General features: G+C 38.8%; 22 protein-coding genes and 2 tRNA genes. 12 read left to right on the top strand and 12 right to left on the bottom strand.

Annotated features, from left to right (window positions below; translation table 11 throughout):
- Positions 1-173: 173 nt before the first annotated feature.
- Complete coding sequence (gene hisH / locus FY049_RS11500; RefSeq protein ID WP_224964388.1) at positions 174-791, bottom strand: imidazole glycerol phosphate synthase subunit HisH; 618 nt, start codon at positions 789-791, stop codon at positions 174-176.
- The gene (hisB, locus tag FY049_RS11495) at positions 791-1384 is read right to left on the bottom strand and encodes an imidazoleglycerol-phosphate dehydratase HisB (protein WP_004725347.1); all 594 of its coding nucleotides are present in this window, start codon (positions 1382-1384) and stop codon (positions 791-793) included. Before hisB ends, hisH begins: the two co-directional genes overlap by 1 nt.
- A gap of 102 nt (positions 1385-1486) precedes the next feature.
- Between hisB and FY049_RS11490 the strand changes: the two genes are divergently transcribed.
- The 5 genes from FY049_RS11490 to FY049_RS11470 all read left to right on the top strand — a co-directional run bounded on the left by FY049_RS11490 (position 1487) and on the right by FY049_RS11470 (position 4816).
- Positions 1487-1864 (top strand): GNAT family N-acetyltransferase, encoded by a 378-nt coding sequence (locus FY049_RS11490; protein ID WP_004816597.1) that lies wholly within the window; start codon positions 1487-1489, stop codon positions 1862-1864.
- A gap of 347 nt (positions 1865-2211) precedes the next feature.
- Positions 2212-2287, top strand: a tRNA-Phe gene (locus tag FY049_RS11485).
- A gap of 133 nt (positions 2288-2420) precedes the next feature.
- Positions 2421-2496 (top strand) — tRNA-Phe (locus tag FY049_RS11480).
- Between the two features lie 201 nt (positions 2497-2697).
- Positions 2698-3459: a class I SAM-dependent methyltransferase gene (locus tag FY049_RS11475; protein WP_224964387.1), complete on the top strand. Its 762-nt coding sequence runs from the start codon at positions 2698-2700 to the stop codon at positions 3457-3459.
- Positions 3460-3544: 85 nt separating this feature from the next.
- On the top strand, positions 3545-4816 hold the full coding sequence (locus FY049_RS11470; RefSeq protein ID WP_224964386.1) for an OmpP1/FadL family transporter: 1272 nt from the start codon (positions 3545-3547) through the stop codon (positions 4814-4816).
- 45 nt (positions 4817-4861) lie between these two features.
- Here the strand turns inward: FY049_RS11470 and FY049_RS11465 are convergent, their stop codons facing one another.
- Positions 4862-5281 (bottom strand): GNAT family acetyltransferase, encoded by a 420-nt coding sequence (locus FY049_RS11465; RefSeq protein WP_004725355.1) that lies wholly within the window; start codon positions 5279-5281, stop codon positions 4862-4864.
- 213 nt (positions 5282-5494) lie between these two features.
- On the opposite strand from FY049_RS11465, the gene FY049_RS11460 reads away from it, so the two are divergent.
- Positions 5495-7141, top strand: coding sequence for a GMC family oxidoreductase (locus tag FY049_RS11460; RefSeq protein WP_446083742.1), 1647 nt, complete (start codon positions 5495-5497; stop codon positions 7139-7141).
- A 105-nt stretch (positions 7142-7246) separates the two neighbouring features.
- Here the strand turns inward: FY049_RS11460 and FY049_RS11455 are convergent, their stop codons facing one another.
- From FY049_RS11455 to ompR, 3 genes are all read right to left on the bottom strand, one after another.
- Entirely contained in the window at positions 7247-8770 is a 1524-nt protein-coding gene (locus FY049_RS11455; protein WP_004816606.1) for an acetyl-CoA hydrolase/transferase family protein, read from the bottom strand.
- Between the two features lie 205 nt (positions 8771-8975).
- Entirely contained in the window at positions 8976-10436 is a 1461-nt protein-coding gene (locus FY049_RS11450; protein WP_056517537.1) for an ATP-binding protein, read from the bottom strand.
- Between the two features lie 380 nt (positions 10437-10816).
- Complete coding sequence (gene ompR / locus FY049_RS11445) at positions 10817-11581, bottom strand: osmolarity response regulator transcription factor OmpR (RefSeq protein ID WP_004725363.1); 765 nt, start codon at positions 11579-11581, stop codon at positions 10817-10819.
- Between the two features lie 183 nt (positions 11582-11764).
- On the opposite strand from ompR, the gene FY049_RS11440 reads away from it, so the two are divergent.
- Positions 11765-12184, top strand: coding sequence for a carboxypeptidase regulatory-like domain-containing protein (locus tag FY049_RS11440; protein ID WP_224964384.1), 420 nt, complete (start codon positions 11765-11767; stop codon positions 12182-12184).
- A gap of 108 nt (positions 12185-12292) precedes the next feature.
- Positions 12293-14665 carry a Tex family protein gene (locus FY049_RS11435; RefSeq protein WP_056517530.1) on the top strand — a complete coding sequence of 791 codons (2373 nt, stop codon included), beginning with the start codon at positions 12293-12295 and terminating at the stop codon, positions 14663-14665.
- A 48-nt stretch (positions 14666-14713) separates the two neighbouring features.
- Here the strand turns inward: FY049_RS11435 and FY049_RS11430 are convergent, their stop codons facing one another.
- Positions 14714-15091 (bottom strand): MerR family transcriptional regulator, encoded by a 378-nt coding sequence (locus FY049_RS11430; RefSeq protein ID WP_004725368.1) that lies wholly within the window; start codon positions 15089-15091, stop codon positions 14714-14716.
- A gap of 100 nt (positions 15092-15191) precedes the next feature.
- On the opposite strand from FY049_RS11430, the gene FY049_RS11425 reads away from it, so the two are divergent.
- Positions 15192-16283, top strand: coding sequence for an SDR family oxidoreductase (locus tag FY049_RS11425; protein WP_446083741.1), 1092 nt, complete (start codon positions 15192-15194; stop codon positions 16281-16283).
- Between the two features lie 38 nt (positions 16284-16321).
- Here the strand turns inward: FY049_RS11425 and FY049_RS11420 are convergent, their stop codons facing one another.
- The gene (locus FY049_RS11420; protein ID WP_004725372.1) at positions 16322-17077 is read right to left on the bottom strand and encodes an SDR family oxidoreductase; all 756 of its coding nucleotides are present in this window, start codon (positions 17075-17077) and stop codon (positions 16322-16324) included.
- A gap of 105 nt (positions 17078-17182) precedes the next feature.
- Between FY049_RS11420 and FY049_RS11415 the strand changes: the two genes are divergently transcribed.
- Positions 17183-18100, top strand: a complete 918-nt coding sequence (locus FY049_RS11415; protein WP_224964382.1) for a LysR family transcriptional regulator — start codon at positions 17183-17185, stop codon at positions 18098-18100.
- 30 nt (positions 18101-18130) lie between these two features.
- Here FY049_RS11415 and FY049_RS11410 read toward each other — a convergent pair whose 3' ends face one another.
- The 4 genes from FY049_RS11410 to FY049_RS11395 form a co-directional block, all read right to left on the bottom strand.
- Positions 18131-18874: a hypothetical protein gene (locus FY049_RS11410; RefSeq protein ID WP_056517524.1), complete on the bottom strand. Its 744-nt coding sequence runs from the start codon at positions 18872-18874 to the stop codon at positions 18131-18133.
- Positions 18874-19800 carry a DUF2167 domain-containing protein gene (locus FY049_RS11405; protein ID WP_056517644.1) on the bottom strand — a complete coding sequence of 309 codons (927 nt, stop codon included), beginning with the start codon at positions 19798-19800 and terminating at the stop codon, positions 18874-18876. Before FY049_RS11405 ends, FY049_RS11410 begins: the two co-directional genes overlap by 1 nt.
- A gap of 212 nt (positions 19801-20012) precedes the next feature.
- On the bottom strand, positions 20013-20900 hold the full coding sequence (locus FY049_RS11400; protein WP_034616823.1) for an SDR family NAD(P)-dependent oxidoreductase: 888 nt from the start codon (positions 20898-20900) through the stop codon (positions 20013-20015).
- Between the two features lie 358 nt (positions 20901-21258).
- Positions 21259-21612 (bottom strand): SEL1-like repeat protein, encoded by a 354-nt coding sequence (locus FY049_RS11395; protein ID WP_004816626.1) that lies wholly within the window; start codon positions 21610-21612, stop codon positions 21259-21261.
- Between the two features lie 267 nt (positions 21613-21879).
- Between FY049_RS11395 and FY049_RS11390 the strand changes: the two genes are divergently transcribed.
- Positions 21880-22356: a hypothetical protein gene (locus tag FY049_RS11390; RefSeq protein WP_056517521.1), complete on the top strand. Its 477-nt coding sequence runs from the start codon at positions 21880-21882 to the stop codon at positions 22354-22356.
- Positions 22357-22414: 58 nt separating this feature from the next.
- A complete protein-coding gene (locus FY049_RS11385) occupies positions 22415-23779 on the top strand; it encodes a TolC family protein (RefSeq protein WP_154129425.1) in 1365 nt (454 codons plus the stop codon).
- Position 23780 lies beyond the last annotated feature (1 nt).

The following is a 23780-nucleotide window of genomic DNA, read 5'->3' as shown; positions in this document are numbered from 1 at the left end:
TTAAGGTTTTTAAATCAATTTTTAAAATCAATTGTTGGATTTTTATTCAATTTGGTTGAATCATAATAAACAGACGATAAAAAATAAAGTCCAAATAAAATAAAAAAATCAAGCCAACTGCAATTGACTTGATTTTTAGAGATATAAATCGGGATGAAATTGACCTGAATGAATCAGATTTTCCATTCCACAAAGTTTTTCAGTAACTGTAAACCTGCTGTATGGCTCTTTTCAGGATGGAACTGTGTCGCAAATAAATTTTCTTTATGAATAGCCGTACAGAACTGCAAGCCATAATCACATGTTGCAGCAACAAGAGACGGGTCTTTGGGTTCGACATAATAGCTATGTACAAAGTAAAAACGACTATCTTGATCAATATCTTTCCACATCGGATGATTTGGATCTGCTTGATGGACTTGGTTCCAGCCCATATGAGGGACTTTTAAGCCGTCCATATCTGGAAAATGTTTTACCACACCTTCAAAAATACCCAGCGCTTGAGTACCCGTATTTTCCTCTGATGATTCAAGCAAAGCTTGCATGCCGACACAAATGGCAAGTACCGGTTTATTAAACGCAGCATGGCGCACAACCTCATCAATACCTGCTTCATGCATCCCCTGCATACAATCACGCATTGCCCCTACACCGGGAAATACAATTTTATCTGCCTGAGCGATTAATTTTGGATCATTTGTGACATCTACAGTTGCGCCAACATGTTCGAGTGCTTTGGCTGCTGAATGAAGATTTCCCATGCCATAGTCAAGAAGGGCAATACGGGTCATTACAAGGTTCCTTTCGTCGATGCAACAGTATTTTCTGCACGCGGATCAACTTCACACGCCATGCGAAGCGCACGTGCAAATGCTTTAAAAACACTTTCAATTTGGTGATGGCTATTTTTGCCTTTTAAATTGTCAATGTGCAAAGTCATTAAAGCGTGATTTACAAAGCCTTGGAAAAACTCGGAAAATAAATCCACATCAAAACTGCCGATACGGGCACGTGTAAATGGGATATCCATCCATAAACCTGGACGACCTGATAAATCAACCACGACACGGCTTAAAGCTTCATCAAGTGGTGCATAGAAATGACCATAACGTTTTAAGCCTTTTTTATCACCGAGTGCTTGCGCAAATGCTTGGCCTAGTGTGATTCCACAGTCTTCTACAGTATGGTGATCATCGATTTCTAAGTCGCCATCACAATGAATATCGATGTCAAATAAACCATGACGCTTGATTTGATCAACCATATGGTCTAAAAAGGGAACACCTGTATTGAGCGTGCCTTGACCAGTACCATCAAGATTCACACGAACTCGAATTTTAGTTTCGTTGGTGTTTCTTACCACTTCACTGATACGTTGCGCCATAGACACGTTCCTCAAAAAACGTCAAAAATTAAAAGTTTGATGTAAAGATATTTCGCTGTGACGAAAGTGACAGCATATTAGATTGCTCAGGAGGGTTAATCAATGCCTATTACCGTACATGCTAAAACTTCACTAGAAAATGAAGAAGTTCGCGATCAGCTTGAGCGATTATATGACACCAGTCCCGAGTTTGGGGATGGTCATGATGCCATAGAACAACTTGAGCAAAACTTGGCTCATTATACCTTACTTTATGTCGCAGAATTTAATACAAAGATTATTGGTGCGTTATGGTGTACTGGACAAGGTGAAAGTCGGACTTTGGAAAATATTGTGGTGCATCCTGCTAACCGCGGACGCGGCGTTGCAGAACGTTTGGTCGAAGAAGTTTGTCGTATCGAGGAAGAAAAGGGCATTAAAAACTTTGAGCCGGGCTGTGGAGCAATCCATCGTTGTTTAGCTCACTTAGGTAAAATCTAAGATCATCTTGGATCGTTGACCAATTTAAGCAACCTGATCAGGTTGCTTTTTTATTTGGCTATTTTTCAGAACTATAAGTTTGAGCTGATCTCAGTAGCATATTGCAGTCACGACCAGAACACTTTGGGAAAAATTAAATTGAGTTTGCAAAACTTAAAGCGAGGAAGAGTACCTTAGTTCAGCAAATTAAGCGTGCCAAAATTTACCCTCTAAAGCTGAAAAACGCATAAAAAACAGCCTTATTTAGAATAAATAGGCGGTTTTTGTTGTAAAAATAAACTATTGAATGATTTTAGTGATTTCAATGCTTGACGACTAAACCATTAAATTGTTTAATACGCCCCATCGGCGTGATAGCTCAGTAGGTAGAGCAACGGATTGAAAATCCGTGTGTCCCCAGTTCGATCCTGGGTCTCGCCACCATATTTAAAAATCTTTGAGATTTCAATCCCTGATCCCATCAGGGATTTTTTTTGGGTAAAAAATATTCGGTTGAATAAAAAAGTCATGATTTTTATTGACTATTGAACTGAGATACGGCTTAATACACCGCATCGGCGTGATAGCTCAGTAGGTAGAGCAACGGATTGAAAATCCGTGTGTCCCCAGTTCGATCCTGGGTCTCGCCACCATATTTGAAAAACCTCAAACATTGTTTGGGGTTTTTTATTGTCTGCTTTTTATCATCAATTAAAAATAGATGCTCATCATTAAAAACAGCATGTCATTTTGAATGCGTAAATTGAACCCATTGTCTTACAAAATATCTTGCCATGGACTATAAATATCGTAAGATAAACCTTTGGTAAGTGAAATAGATTGTTATAAGAACAATGAAAGATTTATTTTCATCAGGCAGCCAGCTTTATCAGCAAGCTCGACCGAGTTATCCGCAAGAAGTGGTTCAGGAAATTTTAAATCATGTTCCAGAGCGCGGTTTTGCTTGGGATTGTGGTGCGGGTTCAGGTCAATTTACTCAATTGCTTAGCCCTTATTTCGATCATGTTGTTGCAACAGATATGAGCGAAAAACAATTAAACCTTGCGCCTTATTTCGACAATGTGAGCTATCAAGTCCAATCTGCAGAACAGACTTCATTTACAGCACAAAGTTTTGATTTGATTTCTGTTGCTCAGGCCATTCATTGGTTTGATTTTGATGGCTTTTATAAAGAAGTTGAACGCACATTAAAACCACAAGGTATTCTTGCTGTAATCGGTTACGGCTTAATTCATGTCGAAAATGCAGCCATCAATACCATGATTCAAAACTTATATGCTGAAAAATTAGATGGTTATTGGGATGCAGAGCGCTGTTATATCGATGAAGAATATAAAACCATTCCCTTTCCTTTTGATGAAATAAACGTTGCTGAGTTTAAGATGCAGTACCAGTGGTCCTCTGCACAACTGTTAAAGTATTTATCGACCTGGTCTGCAATTAAACACTATTGCGAAAGAAATCAAGATCATCCATTACTTGATCTAGCTGAAGCATTAACCAGCGAGCTTGCAGATTTGACCATCACATTCCCAGTTTTTTTAAGAGTGGGTAAAATTAAAAAATCAAAGAAAAAATGCTTTATGCACAAATAAAATAAGGATCGCATTTTATCTTTGATTACAACAGATATAGCTAACAATATACTTACTTATATATTATTTAAAAGTAAGATAAATCATGAAAGCTCCAATTAAAATATTATCCATTGCTGTATGGCTATCGGTATTCAGTTCTAGCGCTTTTGCAACGACAGGCTATTTTATGCATGGCTATGGGGTAAAAGCCCAAGGCAATGCAGGGACCTCAATCGCTCAATTTCAAGATGCATTAACGATTGCCAATAACCCAGCAGGCTTAAGCTGGATTGGTGATCGTATTGATGTGGGTGCAACCGTGTTTTCACCTGATCGTTCAGCTGAGATTACCGCGAATCAAATGCCACAAGCTTATCCCAACGCCAATGGTCAATATGATGGCAATGGACGCAAATATTTTGTACTCCCAGAGCTTGCATTCAACCATCAAATCAATGATCAAGTTGCTTTAGGTTTAGCAATATATGGGAATGGTGGAATGAATACGGGATATAAAAATAATCCATTTGCAGCATTTGGCAACAGTGGAACATCAGGAGTGGATTTAACACAAGTTTTTATTACTCCAGCAGTTGCTTGGAAATATGCAGAAAATCAATCTATCGGCATTGCAACCAATATTCTCTATCAACGTTTTGAAGCACGGGGAATTGCTGGATTTAGCGGATTTTCAGCCGATGCTTCAAATTTAAGCAATCGTGGTAAGGATTCTGCGACTGGCATTGGTGCACGTATTGGTTGGGCTGGAAAATTCTTTGATCAACGTTTAACCTTAGGCGCAAATTATTCTTCAAAAATTAATGCAGATCGCTTTGATCGATATCGTGGGTTGTTTGCTGAACGAGGTGACTTTGATGTTCCTGAAAGTTATGGTGTGGGTGTAGCTGTCAACATCACACCTCAATTAACAGTGGCTGCGGATATACAACGAATTAACTATTCAGATGTGAAATCGGTAGGAAATCCTTTTGATCTTGCACAATTACAACAAGGTCATGCTTTTGGTACACCACAAGGGCCAGGATTTGGCTGGAATGATATCAATATCTATAAACTGGGTGTGTCTTATCAAGCCCATCCAAAACTCACACTAAGAGCTGGTTATAGTCATAATGATCAACCGATTCCAGACAGTGAAGTGTTTTTAAATATTCTTGCTCCTGGGATAATTCAAGACCACCTCAGCGTGGGTGCAACTTGGAATCTCGATCAACATCAAGAAATCAGTATTGCCTATACACATGCCTTGGAAGATGAAGTAAAAGGCAAAATTTCCCCTGCGTTTGGTGGGGGTGAAGCGAAACTCAAAATGAGTCAGGACATTTTAGGGTTGTCGTATGGCTATAAATTCTAAGTTTTTCTGTCAATCGCCATGAAAGCAGATGGATTCGACAGATTTTTAATCTGAAATAAGACGTTTACCCAAACACACGACTTCGATTTCTTCATAGCCGAGTTGCTCATAAAAGCTTTGTACATCAATATTATCCTTACGGATTAACAGTTGCAGTTTGGGGCAACCTAATGCAACTAAACGCTTTTCAAGTTGTTGTATCAGTGCAGTTGCAACACCATTACGTTGATCATGAGGATGGACAGCAAGATAATTGACCCAGCCCCGATGCCCATCATAGCCCCCCATAACCGTAGCGATCAATTGTTCATCTTTGACCGCCAATAGAAACAATCCGTCTTTTTGTGCGACTTTACGGAAGATATCAATTTCTGGGTTGTTCCAAGGACGGGTTAAATCGCAGACTTCCCACAGTGCGATGACTTCGTCTAAATCGGTTTCCTGAAACTGTCTGATAATAAACATAGAATTTTTATCTCTTGTTTTTTAAAACAATCTTTACAGCAGATTAATATAAAAAACCGCAGTTGATAAGTTTATTTTTTAGACAATGCGTAAATACTTTTTGCTGAGTTTGTTAACTTATAAAAACGTTATAGGCTGAGAATAGTGATTTTTTATTGATTGAAAGTGTGCATAATAATGGAGGCATAATTTAAAACAAAAAAGGAACTTCACGTGAATAAACAGGAATTTGATTATATTATTATCGGTGGTGGAAGCTCAGGCTGTGTGTTGGCTGGGCGTTTATCAGAAAACCCGCAAGTTTCTGTTTGTCTACTTGAAGCAGGGGGGGCAGGTGAGGGTTGGAAAGTAGAAGTTCCTTGTGCAGCGGTGATTAGTATTCCAACCAAGATCAATAACTGGGCCTTTGAAACTGTACCTCAAAAGGGCTTAAATGGTCGTAAAGGTTATCAGCCTCGTGGAAAATGCTTAGGTGGTTCGTCGGCAATTAATGCCATGGTGTATATCCGTGGACATCGACAAGATTATGATGATTGGGCAGCCTTAGGCAATACCGGTTGGTCATATGATGAGGTCTTGCCTTATTTTATTAAGTCTGAAAATAACCAAAGAATTAAAAATCAATATCATGGCAATGCTGGCCCACTTTCAGTTATTGATTTACGTAGTGATAATCCCTTACAGCAAAAATATATCGCAGCTGCCAAAGAGCAGGGTTATCGAATTCTGGATGACTTCAATGGAGAAGAGCAGGAAGGTTTAGGCGTTTATCAAGTGACCCATATCAATGGGGAGCGTTGTAGTTCCGCGCGGGCTTATTTATTTCCACATCGAGATCGTAAAAATTTAACGGTGGAAACCTATGCACAGACTCAGCGAATCTTGATTGAAAATGGCGTGGCTGTTGGGGTGGAATACAAGCAAGGCGGTCAGCTGAAACAAATCTTTGCACGTCGAGAAGTGTTATTGAGTGCGGGAGCGATGCAGTCGCCACAGATTCTGATGTTGTCAGGTGTTGGCGACCAACAAGAACTTGCGCAACATGGCATTCAGGTAAAACAACACTTGCCTGGTGTGGGTAAAAATTTTCACGATCATCCTGATTTTATTTTTGGTTATAAAGTCAGTGAAATTCAAGGCACCTTTGGCTTATCTATTCCAGGTTCAATTGATCTATTTAAACAAATTGGACGTTATCGTAAAGAACGCCGTGGTTTGTTGACCACGAATTTTGCTGAATGTGGCGGCTTTATTAAAAGTTCAAATGAGCAAAGTCTACCGAATTTACAATTACATTTTGTGATTGCACTGGTGGATAACCATGCACGAACGATGCACACAGGGCATGGTATTTCCTGTCATGTCTGCCTTTTAAATCCAGTCAGTCGTGGTTCGATTAAGATAAGTGGGCCAAGTATCGATGATCCTTTATTGATTGATCCGAATTTTTATGGTGAAGAATCTGATTTAGAAGAAATGGTTAAAGGCTTTAAACTCACTCAGAAATTAATGCAATCTGATGCTTTTAAAAGCATGATTAAAGAAGATTTATTTACAGCCGCGGTAAAAACAGATGAGGAAATTCGCCAAGTTTTAAGAGATCGCTCAGATACCGTTTATCACCCTGTGGGAAGTTGTAAAATGGGGGTAGACGATATGGCTGTGGTTGATCCACGGTTACGGGTTTATGGTATTCAAAACCTGCGTGTGGTCGATGCGTCAATCATGCCAAAAGTGGTGAATGGCAATACCAATGCCCCCGCAATTATGATTGCAGAGAAAGCGGTTGAGATGATTAATCAGGACCAAGCTGGTGTGGCGTTTATTGAAAAGAAAGATAAAGTGCGTGTTGCAATCTGAGTCTTTAGATATTTAAAAAATCAGTGGGTGGGCGTTTAAACCCAAATAAGTCCATAAAAAAACGCCCTGAAGGGCGTTTTTACTTTTTACATCAGATTTAAAATCTTATGCAGATTTTTTAGCTTGATCTTCTAAAGAAGCAAGCATATGGCCTGTTTCTTCAAAGTTATAGTGCCAAGAAAGTGCTTCGCGAAGAATATGCGGTGTTTGACCACCTTTTTCACATGCACGATCAAAGTAATCATTCAATGCATCACGATACATTGGGTGAGCACAGTTGTTGATGACTGCACGAGCACGTTCACGAGGCGCTAAACCACGTAAGTCAGCAAGACCTTGTTCAGTCACAAGAATATCAACATCATGCTCAGCATGGTCGATATGTGAAGCAAATGGAACAACAGAAGAGATGTCGCCACCTTTTGCAATTGATTTGGTCACGAAGATTGCTAAATGTGCATTACGTGCGAAATCACCTGAACCACCAATACCATTCATCATCTTGGTACCGCACACATGGGTCGAGTTGACGTTGCCGTAAATATCGAACTCAAGTGCAGTATTGATCCCGATGATGCCTAAGCGGCGAACCAATTCAGGATGGTTTGAAATCTCTTGTGGACGTAGAACCAGTTTGTCTTTGTATTGTTCTAGGTTGTTAAATACTTTTTCGCCATATTTAGCAGAAAGGGTAATTGATGAACCTGAAGCAAACTTCATTTTACCCGCATCAATCAATTCGAAAGTACAGTCTTGCAGTACTTCTGAATACATCACCAAATCTTCAAAGTTAGAATCTTTAAGACCGGTTAATACCGCATTGGCAATCGAACCGATGCCCGCTTGTAAAGGACCAAGGTTCGAAGGTAAACGACCTTCTTCAACTTCTTTTTCAAAGAATGCGATTAAGTGGTTGGCAATACCTTGAGTTTCATCATCTGGTAGTGTCACTGTTGATGGAGAGTCATGATATTCGTTGTTAATTACGATACCCACGATTTTTGCAGGATCAATATTGATTGCAGGTGTACCAATACGTTGATCAACATGTGTCAACGGAATTGCTTGACGTGTTGGACGGTAAGTTGGGATATAAATATCGTGTAAGCCTTCAAAAGCAGGGCTTAAGTTGGTGTTGATTTCAACAATCACTTTTTCAGCAAAAATTGCAAAGCTTGCAGAGTTACCCACAGATGTTGTTGGAATGATGCCACCATCTTCAGTAATCGCAATCGCTTCAATCACCGCAACATCAGGTTTTTTCAACTGAAGGTTACGCATTTGCTCAACAGTTTCAGACAAATGCTGATCGATGAACATCACTTCACCGTTGTTGATAGCTTTACGTAAAGTGTTATCGACTTGGAATGGTAAACGACGCGCAAGTACACCAGCTTCAGTTAATTGTTTGTCTAGGTCATTACCTAAACTTGCACCTGTGATTAAAGTAATCTTCAACGGATTCACTTTGGCTTGTTTTACCAGCGCTAAAGGTACAGCTTTTGCTTCACCTGCACGAGTAAATCCACTCATCCCCACAGTCATCCCATCTTGGATAAAAGTTGCAGCTTGTTCTGCGCTCATGACTTTGTCATGGAGAGATGCTAAACGAATACGATCTAAAGACATGGTTTACGCTCAATTCTTGTTCAAAACTAGACGGATTGTACCGCCCTCAAACTGAATTGTGCATGCCTCTAATGCTAAGGTCTAATTTTTTCAATAAATGCAGGTATAAATTCTAGTGATGGTTTTTAAGTTATTATTTATTAATAAAATAATGATAGCTGTTTGTTAAATAAACAAAGTTAAGTGTTGGTTTATTGAGGAATCACTAAAAGTGATCACTCAAGCTTTGTTTGATTTTTTGAATCGGATTTGTAGGTGTCGGTTCTTCCTCAACTTTTATTGAAGTTGGTAGTGAAATGATGGCTTGTAGCCCGCCTTCAGGACGGTTGGAAATCAACAGTTCACCTTGATGAATATCAACAATTCGTTTGACAATGGCCAAACCTAAACCACTCCCTTGTACTGTACGTGCAGCATCACCACGTACAAAAGGTTGCATAAGCCCTTCAATTTGGTCTTCGGGAATTCCTTCACCATTGTCTGCTACACAGATTTTAATATGCTCATTTTCAACAAAAGCACTGAGTTCAATTGGTTCTGCCCCATAGCGTTTTGAGTTGTTGATGAGATTACCAATCAAGCGTTTTAACGACAGTGAGCGTGCAGTAATGATCGGTAATTCTTGCGGCGTAAACTGAATATCTAAGGGTTTAAACTGAATGATCAGTTCTTGTAGCAAAGCGTTGATATTGGTGTCTTGAAGCTCCTCATCTGAGCCATCACGCATATAGGAAATAAACTGACTTAAAATGGCATCCATATCATCGACATCATAAATCAAACCTTCTTTTAAAAAGTCATCATCAGACATCATCTCTGCACTTAAACGGATTCGTGTCAGCGGTGTTCTTAAATCATGAGAAATACCCGCCAACATGATTTGGCGATCACGTTCAGTTTGTTCAAGTGTATACACCATCTGGTTAAAAGCTTGGTTCACCTCACGAATTTCTTGTGGTCCGTGATTGGTTTCCAAGTAGGGTGCCTTTCCTGTTTTACTGTAGTTATTTGCTGCATGTTGTAAGCGACGTAACGGGCGATTAAGCTGTCTGACCAGTGTCAGGATGATCGCTGCGGCAATCAGTGGAATACCCAATAACCAAGCTAAAATTAGTTCGGGGCTATAGTTGGCATAGGTATTGAGAGGTTCACGGACCCAATTGCCATTCATTTCAGGGGTTTGAACCCAAATGCGTGGACTGGGTTTAAACTGGAAATAAACCGTTACATCTTTGATTTTTAATTCTTCTGCAAGCTGGTTCTCAATACGATTGGTAAAGAAATCCGCAATAATTTTGTCTTTTACATTTGGGTATTCTTTGGGATTTGTAACATATTCGACTCCAACCCGTTGCTTTAACCATTCGTCAATATCGAGTTGTATCTCGTCATGGTAAATCTGTAAGCGCGGATTATTAACCATTTCCAGCTCAACCGCCAAAAATCGTGCATGTTGTTGAATTTCAGGTAAATAAAGTGTTTTCCAGAAAAACCACAGTGACATAAATAGGCTAAAGAACACCACGAATACCACCAATACTGTGGTGCGCATTGCCGCTGAACGAGGTTTGACTTTATCGAGGAAGCGTTCCCAAGGTGTACGTTTGCGTTCTTTGTAGGTGACAAAGTCGGTAAATTCTTGTGGGTCTATGGGTTCTAATTTCACAGGAGCATTCCAATCTGTGCGATATTCTTAATCTATGGATTTCAGTTTAAAGGATGGCAGATTTATCGCAATATTAAAAATGTTAGGTTACTCGGTTTTAACTTATTTATTGTTATAAATACTCAGATTTAAAATATCTAAACTTAATGAAATAAGAGATGCATTACATTGAGATTACACCGTTTTTGTAGAATTGCCCAATATACTTATATTTAAAATACCAGTGAAATCATAAGTAAATAAGTGTAGCTCTAGGGCAAAGCCATCAAGACTATTATTTAGGATGAATAAATATGGATAAAAAAATACTGGACACATGCAAAACCAAGTATGTGACCAGTACTTTTGAAACTGATTCATGCTATCGAATCAAGATCTATTTATTCCGCACCATCTGGAACGAACACATAACCTACGCCCCAAACTGTTTGAATATAACGTGCGCGTGCAGGGTTTTCTTCAATCAAACGACGTAACCGAGAAACTTGAACATCGATTGAACGTTCCATTGCACCCCATTCACGACCACGTGCAAGATTCATCAACTTGTCACGTGTTAATGGTTCACGTGGATGCTGAACTAATGCCTTCAAGACCGCAAACTCACCTGTGGTTAATGTGACCACTTGCCCTTCACGCGTCAGGGTACGTGTTGATAAATCTAAAGACCAAGGGCCGAAAGACACAACTTCTACGTTTTGACTTGGTGCACCTGGAACTTCACGGACTTGACGACGTAATACGGCACGAATACGTGCTAATAACTCATTTGGATTAAATGGTTTAGGCAAATAATCATCCGCACCAGCTTCTAAGCCAGCAATACGGTCAGAGTCACTGCCTCGTGCGGTCAGCATGATGACAGGTGTATCTATATTTGATGAGCGTAAACGTCTACAAATGCTTAAACCATCTTCTACAGGAAGCATAAAGTCTAAAACGATGAGTGAAAATAACTCACGTTGTAATAGGCGATCCATCTGCGTTGCGTCGTGGGCCGTTTTTACCACAAAGCCTTTATCTTCAAGGAAACGCTGTAAAAGGGTACGTAAACGCACATCATCATCGACTACTAAAATGCGTTCGACGCGGTCAGTTTCGTTATGTACGATATCTGTATTTTCAGCAGGTACAACCAAACTCATGATGTACTCCCTTAATGTTGTAAATTATAAATATTCGTCAATCTCAGTATACTGCCTAAGCTCTTGTTAAGACTATGTATCAAATTGCTCAAAAATACAATTTTCAGGCTGTTTTGAAACCAAAAAACAACATCTATAACGATTTAAGATGATTCTATGTTTATAAATAAAAAGATATACCATATGCAAATGAAAGTTTTATGTATTTTGGCAATAAGTTTTGCTTTAAGTGCATGTATTAGCCGACTTTCCAGACCTGAAATCTCAGGACAAGTGATTGACCAATTTGACCAACCGATTGGTCAAGTCCAAGTTGGTGAAACGCAAACAGATGTGCAGGGTAACTTTCGACTCAAGGAGCGACGCTATGCTGCATTTTTGCTGAAAGAAATCATGTATATGGAAGCACCACCAATATTTGTACAAGAACGTCTAAGTAAACAGGGTTATCAGCCGTGTGATTTGCAATATTTCAATTCTCATGGCGGTGGACAGCGCAAAGGTGCACAGTGGAAAGTTGGAAAAATTATTTTACAAAGCAATTTAAATGCAGCAAAGCAGGATGAAATACCCGATTGCACTGTAAAAACTCAAGAAAAATGATCTTTTATCACTTTTTTCACTGCTAATTTGCAAAACAATTGTGGATTTTATGGTCTTGGTCTTTATAATCACTAACTTTTAGTCCTTATCCTTGTGGAATTAAACACGATGACTGACTTAGTTCAGCAGTTGGCAAGTGAACTTGCCGTACGTCCAAACCAAGTAGAAGCTGCCATTAAACTGATAGATGAAGGCTCTAGTGTTCCATTTATTGCACGTTACCGTAAAGAAGTAACGCAAGGCTTAGACGACATCCAATTACGCCAACTTGATACACGCCTTGTTTATCTACGTGATTTATTTGAACGCCGTGAAAAAGTAATCGAATCATTAAAAGAACAAAATAAGCTCTCTGATGACTTACTTGCTCGGGTAAATGGCGCTGAAACAAAAAATGCATTAGAAGAACTTTACGCACCGTACCGTCCAAAACGTACCAGTAAATCATTCAAAGCGAGAGAAGCAGGATTAGGGGAATTTGCTGAGAAAATTATCGCAGAGCAAATTGATCCGGCTGAAGCTTTGGCTGGTTTTAGCCATGAAGAATACCCAGATGTTGAAAGCCAATTAGATGCGATTCAACACATCATCATTGATGACTGGGCACAAAATATTTCATTAACCACAGAACTTAAATCAACATTTGCCAAAACAGCGGTGTTAAAAAGTTTGGTGGCATCTGATGAGAAAAAAGAAGTTGGTAAGAAATTCCGTGATTACTTTGATTTCTCTGAAAATTTAAATAAAGTTCCTTCACATCGTTTATTGGCAATGCTACGCGGCCGCCAAGAAAATGTATTGGGTCTTAAAGTTGATGGTGATGATCATGCACCACTTGCACGTATTGAAACTGAATACGCGCTTGAAAGTGTTCAGCCACAAGCACGTCAAGATTTCTTAAAGCAAATTGCAAAACTGTTTTGGTTAGGTAAAATTCGCCCAACGATTGAGCATTCTTTGTTGACTGAAAAGCGCCTTGCAGCTGAATCAGAAGCAATGGACGTGTTTGCAGAAAACTTACGTCATTTATTGCTTTCTGCACCAGCAGGTTCGCGCACAACTTTAGGTGTTGACCCTGGTATTCGTACAGGGGTAAAACTGGCGGTTGTTTCAAATTCAGGTGATGTGCTTGCACATAGCACGATTTACCCATTTGCACCAAAAGAAGATAAAGCAGGCTCGATTGCTGAACTTGCACGTCTTTGCCGTGAATTTAATGTAGATTTAATCGCGATTGGCAATGGTACTGCGAGTCGTGAAACTGAAGCTGTTGTTGCTGAAATGATGGCTGAAAATGCGGATCTTACATTAACGCGGGTTTCAGTAAGTGAAGCGGGTGCATCTGTTTACTCAGCATCAGAATTGGCTTCTGCTGAACTGCCTGAGCTTGATGTTGCGATTCGTGGTGCTGTTTCAATTGCACGTCGTTTACAAGACCCATTGGCTGAACTGGTAAAAATTGACCCTAAATCTATTGGTGTAGGTCAATATCAGCATGATGTGAATCAAACCAATTTGGCAAAAACATTAGATGCTGTGGTTGAAGACTGTGTGAATGCGGTGGGTGTAGATGTAAATACAGCATCTCCAGCAATCTTGGGCTATATCGCAGGTTTAAATAAAGCCATTGCACAGCAAATTGTAGATTACCGTAAAGAAAATGGTCGTTTTGACAATCGTCAAGCATTGAAAAATGTACCACGTTTAGGCGAGCGCACATTTGAGCAAGCTGCTGGTTTCTTACGTATTCAAGATGGCTCAGAACCTTTAGATGCATCATCTGTTCACCCTGAATCGTATGGTTTGGTCAACAAAATTGTTGAAGCGAAAGCGACCACAGTGAAAGATATCATTGGTAATACTGAAATTATTCGTCAAGTGAAAGCAGAAGATTTTGCTGACGACAAATTTGGTCTACCGACGATTCAAGATGTGTTAAGCGAGTTGGAAAAACCAGGTCGTGACCCTCGTCCAGAATTCCGTACAGCAAAATTCCGTGAAGATATCACTGAAGTCAGTCAATTGACTGAAGGGATGCAGCTTGAGGGTGTGATTACCAATGTGACTAACTTCGGTGCATTCGTCGATGTTGGTGTGCATCAAGATGGTCTAATACATATTTCAGAACTTGCCAATGAATTTGTTTCTGATCCACATAAAGTGGTGAAACCAGGGCAAATCGTACAAGTACGTGTATTGACTGTAGATGCTGAGCGAAATCGTGTGAATTTATCGATGCGCCCAGAAGGTTCGGAAGCACCAGCTAAAGCACCACGTCAAAAGCGTGAGTTCAATAACAATGAACAACGTGGTGAGCGTAAGCCTCAGGGTAAACGTCCACAGCAAGGTCGCCCAAACCATGACAATAAAGACAAAGCACCACGTCATGACAAGAAACCACAAGCAGCTAAACCTCAAGAAAACAAAATTGGTGGTTTAGGTGCGTTGTTATTACAAGCAGGGATTAAAGGATCTAAATAAGCCTTAATTTCTCAAAAAAGAACCGCCGTAAGGCGGTTTTTTTATGGATTAGACAATTGCGGAAAGATCACAATCTTTTTTAAATGGACATGCTTCCCCGACCACAAGATTTTCAAGTAGATTTTGAATATTTTGTAATTGGAGAATTTTTTCACCAATGACACTGAGCTTGTCTTTTAAAATCATATGAAATTGTTCTGCTGGAATTTCATTGACGTTGACCAAGTCTAAAATCTGTTTAATTTCAGCCAAAGTAAAACCTAAATTTTTAGCGACTTGAATCAGTTGTAATTGCTGTAAGTCTTGTTTTGAATAATCCTTATAACCATTATTTCGTGTCAATGGGCGGATAAGATCAAGCTTTTCATAAAAACGAATGGTATCCCGACTGAGATTTAATTGCTCTGATAATTCACCGATTAACATCACTTGCTCCAAAATTTTATGTATTTGCAAGAAACACTTGACTGTGGAGTGTACTCCATCCTTTAGCTTAAGTGTGAGCATATAAAGAGTGTATAAAGCGATGCAAAATAATCAAAGTGTAGAAAAAGTTGCCTTGGTGGTTGGTGCAACAGGGTTTATTGGTAAATTTCTTGTAGCACGATTACTTCAAAGCAATGACCAAGTTTTTGCTTTGTGTCGTCGTCTCGATCAGCAAGAGCCGAGTTTGAGAGCGTGGCTGGAAAAACAAGGAATAGGTCATCAAAAATTATTCTGTATACAAGGCGATGTTACCTTGCCTGATTTGGGTATTTCAGCTGAAGATTGGAAACGGCTTGCTGAGGTAAATTATTTATTTAATACCAGTGCATTATTTGCATGGAATCTTTCGATACAACAGGCAAGGGAAGTTAATGTTAAGGGCTTAATCAATTTACTTGAATGCGTAAACGAGCATTGCCAATTGAAACGGGCAATTCATCTTTCTGGCTATATGTTGACACTCACTCAGCACTTACAAGATGCTGGAGTCTGTTTAGAAAATATCGAGAGTACGAATTGGAGGCGGGTGTACCAAAAACTGGGTGCTTATGAGGCTTCTAAAATTGAAGCTCATTTTGCTTGGATAAAATGCGCTCAACAGTTGAAAATTGACTGGACAGTGATTCATCCTGCAACAGTGGTAGGGGATGAAAATTCTGGTGAAATTGCAGAAAACCAACCAATTGCTCACCTGATTACCCAGCTTAAACAGGGTAAAATGACCGCAATTCCTGCAACCCCTCAGCATTATTTACCTTTGGTTTCAGTGACCATGTTGGTCAATGCGATATTCAAAGCATCACAGGATCAACTCACAATTCACCAAGATATATTGATTGCCAATCCTACTCAGATTTCTTTGCAAGCTCTTATTGACAATGCGGCTCACAGATTAAATCTAAAAGCACCGCAATATTTTGTTTCGCTACACATCTTAAAATTGATTTTAAGATGGAAGTGGCTTGCTCAAAAGCTGGATCTATCTGCTGAGATGTTGAACTTCATCCGAACTGAGCAATTAAATATGGATCAGTTTTTAACATTAAATCAGAAATGGCAAATACCAGAAACCAATCTTAAACAGACCATTGCACTGACTGCAGAATGGATGGATCGGAATCATCAGTTCTAGTAATAAATTGCCCATTTCAATAAATGGGCAGTTTATTATTAACGTGTTGTATAACCACCATTGGCAAAAATAGTTTGACCTGTAATCCACCAACCCTCTGTCACTAAAAAGCGTACCAAAGGTTCAATATCTTCAATCTTGGTTAGACCACCCAGTGCAGAGGCAGATTTATGATAGGCCACTGCTTCAGGCGCTTCTTGACCATAGAAAAATGGTGTATCCATTGGACCCGGTGCAACAGCAGTGACGGAAATACCACGATCGCCGTACTCTTTCGATGCTGCACGTGTATAGTGCTCCACAGGTGCTTTTAAGCCTTCATAGGTTGAATATAATCCTGTGTAGGCTGCTAAAAGACTGGTCACGATAGAACAAATTTTTCCACCATTGTTAAGATGTTTACCCGCAGATTGGATGAAGAAATAGGCAATTTTATTGTTAATGTCATTCATTGAATCAAACTCTTGTTCAGTTGTTTCAATCAATGGTTTTTTAAGTACGCGTCCTACGGTATTAATCGCGATATCGACACCACCAAAGATTTCTTTGGCTTTGATGAACAATGTTTCGATATTTTGAATATTAGAGAGGTCTGCTTGTATCAACGTTGCATTAACACCAAGTTGTTCAACGGCTTTGAGTGTTTCTTCTGCATCTTTTTGGGTTTCTAGGCTGTTGTAGTGAATGACAAGATTTGCTCCTTGTTCTGCAAATTTTCGCGCGATCAGACCACCTAGGTTTTTAGCGCCACCCGTAATAATCACTGTTTTATCTTTTAAGCTATGCTGCATCATTTTTATTCTCCAATTCTGATAAATGATGCTGAAATTCTAAAAGCTATTTTTTGTTCTAAATAGTGATTAGAATCGAATAGATTGTTTGAAAAAGTTGAATAATAAATGGATAAAATTGACCGGCTAAAAATTTTTTGCTTAGTTGCGGAAAAACATTCATTTGCCCAAGTCGCTAAAACGCTGGATTTACCACGTTCAACAATTACCTATGCAATACAAGGCTTAGAAAAAGAATATCAAGTATTGTTATTTAATCGAACCACACGAAAAGTTAACTTAACCAATGATGGGGTTCAGTTTCTTAAAGAAGTTCAACAATTGATTTTTCAGGCTGAAGGGCTAAATAAGTTTAAATTAAAAAACCGTCAATATAAGGGACAAGTTAAAATTGGCTTACCGTTAAGAATTTCAACGCAATATCTTCTTCCTTATCTGCATGAATTCTATGCAAAGTATCCCAATATTAAAATTTCAATTTATAGCCACGATCATTATTCAGATTTAATTGAACAACGATTGGATTGTGTGCTTCGTGTTGGAAATGTGATGAATGAAAATCTAATTGTGAGGCCTATCACAGAGGTTGATTTATATACGGTGGCTGCTCCAGAATACTTAAATACATTGGAGAATGCTTTAGAAACAGAACCGTTAAATCAGCATATTATGATCGGTTATCAAATGAAAAATATGGATTCAGATTTTGGAAGTCTGGTTTTTAAAGATACTCAGATCAAACTTCCTTATCAACTTTCAGTTGAGGATACCGAAAGTTATTTACATGCGGGCTTGCAGGGGTTGGGGATTATCCAGATTCCAGCTTTTGATGCAATCCCGTTTATCGAGACCAAAAGATTAACCCGAATATTTGAGCAAGAAGCGTGCTTAAAAATACCCATCAATTTTCTTTTTTTAGAAAGAAAGTATCGACCAGTATATTTTCAATTCTTTATTGATTGGTTAGAGAATTTATTGAAACAGAAGCTTGCGAATCATACTGAGCTGTTGTCGTTTAAATCGTGAAAATTGTTGCTGAGTAAATAGCTTCGGTACTCAAGGTGGACTTAATAGATTGGTCAGGTAGTTTTGTTTAAGTGTTAATTGTTCAATGACCACTTGTTCTGAGTCATGATTATTTTTGAGTAATTCAATATCCGCAATCGTTTGAGACAACAAGGCTTGAAAATCATCTGCTTGTAATAAATGTTGGGAGAGGGTAATTGCATCTGTCTTAAAATCATAATTTAGACTAATTTTTTGCAGGAGGTTTAATGCAAAAGGCGGACAAAGTAGCGCATCGATGAAAAGATAGCTGAATTTTAAGTTGGACAAGTATAGTTGTTTTCGTCGAACAAAAATCCAAGTGATATTGATCAGGTTAAGCGCATAAATGCTCAGGATTAAAATTGCTAAATATAGATAACTGCTTTTATAAATCAACGCAATAGGTAATAAAACCAGTGTTAACACTGTATTTAAATAAATCATCAACTGCAACGGCTTTAAGATTTTTTGCAGATTTCGAATAGCCTTGATCTCGTCGCCAATAACTTGTTGGTGGTCTTGATGATGGGTCAGTTGCCAGCGAACTTTAAAGCATAAATAATGTGGGCAAAATGGCTGAGGAATAATCAGAAATTTTTTTAAGACACTGACGTGATTGACCAGCATCTGTGACTTAAACTTTGTGGTAAAACCGTTGAGAAGATAAAACTCATTATAGAAACAAAGTTTAGCCGAATCATAGAGATAAAATCCGACTAAACCCAAAATAATAAGATATTCAAATGCGATCATTATTCTTTATTTCTTTTAAAAATCTTCCCGATAAAACCAATGCAAGCAGCAACCCCAACAAGGATAAACTTCCAAGTCGCTGCAAAGAAAGCAGCAATGACCGCCCAAAAACCTTTTTTAGTCGCAACGGCGGCAGCACCACCTACCACTAAAGCAGCAAGACCATATTCTGCGACTTTGTCGCCTGCTTGGAATTCGGTGTAACGTTCACCTGAATTATATTGGAAGCCTTTGATAGAGTTTTTAAATGCTTGAATATTTCTATCTAGATTTTCAGGATCAGATACCAAGGTTGCACTCATCACACCCGTACGCCCCAGCAGACGTACGGTATAGTTTATGGTTTCCATATTATCTTCACCACGGACTTTTAATGCCCATTCAAGATGTTTAGATGCAGGATCATATTTTGGAGGGACAGCCCAACTGTCTGTGTAAAGTTTATCAAGCCCTAAACGCACTCGTTCAGCATTGGCTGCTTCATCATAAGATTTTAATTCTTTTAACAATGCATCAGCATCAATTTTCTCATCATCTTTGACGTAACCTGACGGTTCAAAGTCAAATGTCGCCCACCATGAATCATCCTTTGCGACGAGTACATTAGTGCTGCCCGAAGTGAGATTACCTGTAAGCTCTAAAAATTTATCTGAATTTGAAATATCAAGAAAACCATCACCTTTAATTGTGTTTAGCGTGGCGACATCAGCAAGATTTTCCTTTTTGGGTCCAATTTGCCAATTCAGTTTGGAATACGGGCTTTCTTGCTGCGTTTGTGTACTTTGATCAGATGCCGTGCTTTGTTCTGTGGAGGTTGTTTCTGCATAACTATAAACAGGTATGAGTGTGCTCGTGCTTAAACTTAGACAAAGTAAAACGGCATGGGTAACAGGTTGAAGCTTTAAGTTAAATTGTTTTTTTAACATGGTGGTCTCATTTTCTAATTGGTTATGTTTCTGATTATTTGAATAGCTTCGTGTTGTTAAATTTAAAATCAATGATTTTTTCTTTAATATTGAATGCGTGAAGTTATTCTTAGTGCTTAGTTTTTCTAATATTATTTTATTTGTTCAAGATTTTCAATGTTTGTATTTGAACGGATAGTCTACTCAGTAAAATATCCGTTCAGTGGCTTAAATTACCAATGTTCACCAGGGAACAAACGAGCATATGCTCTTTGTACCAGATTTAATTTTTGTTGCTCACCTACAGATGCAGTCGAACTTGGGAACAAATTAAAGCCAATCGACATTAATTTATTATTGATTCCAGGTGCAATCGAATACGTAATAGAGGCTAAACGGCCTAAGTTTGTCGCAACTTTCTTCGGACGTTTCACAATGGCATAAGCCACTAAATCTGCTGCTTGTTCAGGCGAAAGTGTTGGTACATATTTATAAATTTTAGTCGGTGCAATCATCGGCGTGCGGACTAAAGGCATATAAACTGAAGTAATTGCAATTTTATGTGAATGTACTTCCGCAGATAAACAACGGCTAAATGCATCCAATGCTGCTTTTGATGCAACATAAGCAGAGAAGCGAGTTGCATTCGCCAAAACACCAATTGAACTGATATTGATAATTTGACCGTCTTTACGAACCATCATTTGCGGTAAAATATTCAAAACTAAACGAACTGCGCCAAAGTAATTCAGCTGCATCGTACGTTCAAAATCATGGAAACGGTCAACAGATTCATGTACCGCGCGACGAATCGAGCGTCCTGCGTTATTGATCAAAATATCAATATGATCAACAGAGGCAATGATTTGTTTAGACACTTCATCAATAGCATCCATATCATTTAGGTCACAAGGGAAAATATCAGCCTGTCCACCTTCAGCCTGAATTTCAGCTTGGACTTCTTTCAATGTTTCTTCAGTACGAGACACTAAAAGTACATGCGCGCCTGCTGCTGCGAGTTTTTTTGCAACCGTTAAACCGATACCACTAGATGCACCTGTGATTAGTGCAATTTTACCTTGAACCTTTTTTTGAAAAAGTTGCTCTAATTTTTGATTCATAGCTATTTTCCTGATTCTACTGGCATAAATATATGCTGTATTTTTTTGTTTCGGGTGATTGGGTCTTTGTTTAAAAGATGATCACTTTTGTTGGAAGGCAATAATATACAAAAAAAATAAAAATACTAGTATTAAGTGACTGAATTTATAAAATATTTTTAGAGTAAATACTCTATTATATTTTTACTTATTTCGTGATTTTTACCATATAAAAATGAGTATTAAAAGCAAAAAATCAATCTTATTGTATAAAACATAACCAAATAAATTCACTTGAAAATTTGAATATATTTTTAAGTAAACAGAGTTGATTTCAACTCTGTTTATAGATGGGTATATGTAATATTTTTATCATGATTTATGAAAAAGCAAGCTCATCATATGCTTTTTTTAATTGTTCTTTGGCGTGGGTATGACCTTGATGTGCAGCTTGTTCAAGCCACTTTTCTGCATGACTATAACTTCGGTCTAACCCAAGTTGTCCATTTAAGTAGCTGAGTCCCATTTTATACTGAGCTTCTTGATCTCCACGCAAAGCAGCTCTTAAATAGCACCACATAGCATTACGATTTGCGATTTCATCTAAACTTAGATTTTGATCTTCAAAATGATGTGCTTGCGCTTTTTCGAGAGCAGCTTCGGAAGCATTCTGTTCAAATGCTCGACGAGATGTTGAATCTCCTAAAAAACGGTTAAAAATATGTACCAACATATACAACCTCCTTGCTAATCCATTAACAAAGTAAAAGAGACTGCTAATCACAAAAAAATGATTAGATATAATTAATCTAGCTGATTTTTTACACTTTGCAAATAGTTAAATGTAATTTGTCAATTGCGATTTTTACACATTTGTTAAAAAATACATTATTTAACAAACCAACAATTTTTATTTAAAGTATTAAATCACGCACTGTAATTTTATTACATTGAGAAAATTTGCTATATTTAGGTTGTTTTTTGATTTCGGATAGAATCTGTGAAACGCTCAAGTGTTTTCATCACAGTCTTGCTTAGTTTGTTTATGTTCCAAAGTCTTTGGAATGTAGCGGCAGCTTTTTGTGATCATGAAAGCACTACACTTCCATCACAAAGTCTAATTAGTCAGCATTTTGGACACCATAATGCGCCTGATTGTACTCAGGATCAGCAGCAGCATCCGCAGCTATTGGATGTGTATGGGATAGATAAACCGATTTCTGATCAGTCCGCATCAAAACAATTATCAGCACACCAACATGATGTGCGCTCCAATGATTTCCTTAATCATATAAATGATGATCATCGTGACCATTTGCCTTCCTTTGCGCATTTTATTGTGGTTGATGATCAGCAACAAACAGCGCAGCCTAAGTTTATAGGCTACCCTGAATCCCGCTTTATTGGCTGGAATAATTTGTACCAGTCACCTGATCTATATTTGCCCAATCCTCCGCCTCTCTCATCCCCGCTATAAGGTGGGGTAGCCAAAAAGATTGCCCACCGCTAATGGTTTAATTTAGTGGGGCATTTTTATGTCAAAAGAAATACGTAATTTAGTACAAAAGCCTGTATTTGGTTTTAGGCCGTCTTTGCTCGGTGCACTGATGTTGAGTGTGATGTCATCTCTTAGTTGGGCAGACAACCCATCTCAAGCATTAACCTTACAACAGGCAATTGCAAAAACTGAGCAATATCAGCAAACGCAGAACGTCTGGCAAACACAGCAACAAATTGCAACTGCGAACATCAAACAAGCAAAACTGTGGACAAATCCAGAGTTATCCGTATCGCAAACGGGTTTTGGTTCCAATCAAGATCAAGAGCTTTCAATTGGTGTTTCTCAACGTTTGGATATTTTTGGTGAACGTAGGTCAGCACAGAGGTTGGCACAACTTTCAAAAGACCAAAGTGACTTAAATCAGCGAATTTATCAGGCACAACTCGAATTGGCTGTGAAATACCAATGGTCACAGCTTGCCATTTTTGAATTAGAACGCAACGTGGTTCAAGAGCAACTCAACGTCAGTGAAGAAAATCTGAATGCAATTCAGAAGCGCTATCAAGCGGGGAGTGTCGCTCAGGTTGATGTAGATCGTGCCAGACTGAGTCATGCAGAAAATGCTCGCTTATATCGTCAAGCCGATTTGCAGGTGCAAGTTGCCAAGCAGCAATTATCCAATCTTTGGGGGGACGCTGATAAATCCATTCGTATTGGTTTAAATCCTCAATCTTTATGGCCGTCTTCTACACACCAACAGGTACAAGAATATCTCGCGGACAATCTTTTTGAAAAATCACGTCAGTTACAGGTGTTGCAAGCAAAAGCGACAGTGGCGCAATTAAAAGCTTCGGCACGGCCTAATCCGACTGTGAATTTAGGCGTGAATCGTACTCGATCACCTGAAACCTCGACTGACAATGCTTTAGTTGTGGGGGTCTCTATCCCATTGAATATTTTCAACCGCCAGCAATACGGTGTGCAAATTGCGCAAGCAAAGCAGGATTTACTCAGTAGACAACAGGAGTTTTATCTCCGCCAAAATGCTTTGCAGGTGGGAACATTGTTAACTGAATTGCAAGGACTGGAAGTACAGTTTAAAGCAGTCGATGAGTCTCAGATTCCGCTTGCAGCTCAGGTTCAACGTAAAACTTTGCAGGGGTTTACTGTCGGTAAATTTGCCGTTAACGATGTGCAACTCGCAACATTACAGTTGCAAGAAGTGCGTTTGAGAAAAGTGCAATTATTGAAAGATGGCTGGCAACGTGCCATTGAAGCGGAAAGTCTGAGTCTCGGTATTGAACCAAGTCAAATCATGGCAAAAGACGCTTTAGCACAGATCAATCAGAGTTTATGGCAGGAAACACAAGCTTTACCAATCGTGGGCGGGGGAAATTAAT

The organism is Acinetobacter sp. 1125_18A, from assembly GCF_052824985.1.
The sequence above is the reverse complement of the archived record's forward strand: the minus strand, read 5'-3'. Positions and strand labels throughout refer to the sequence as shown.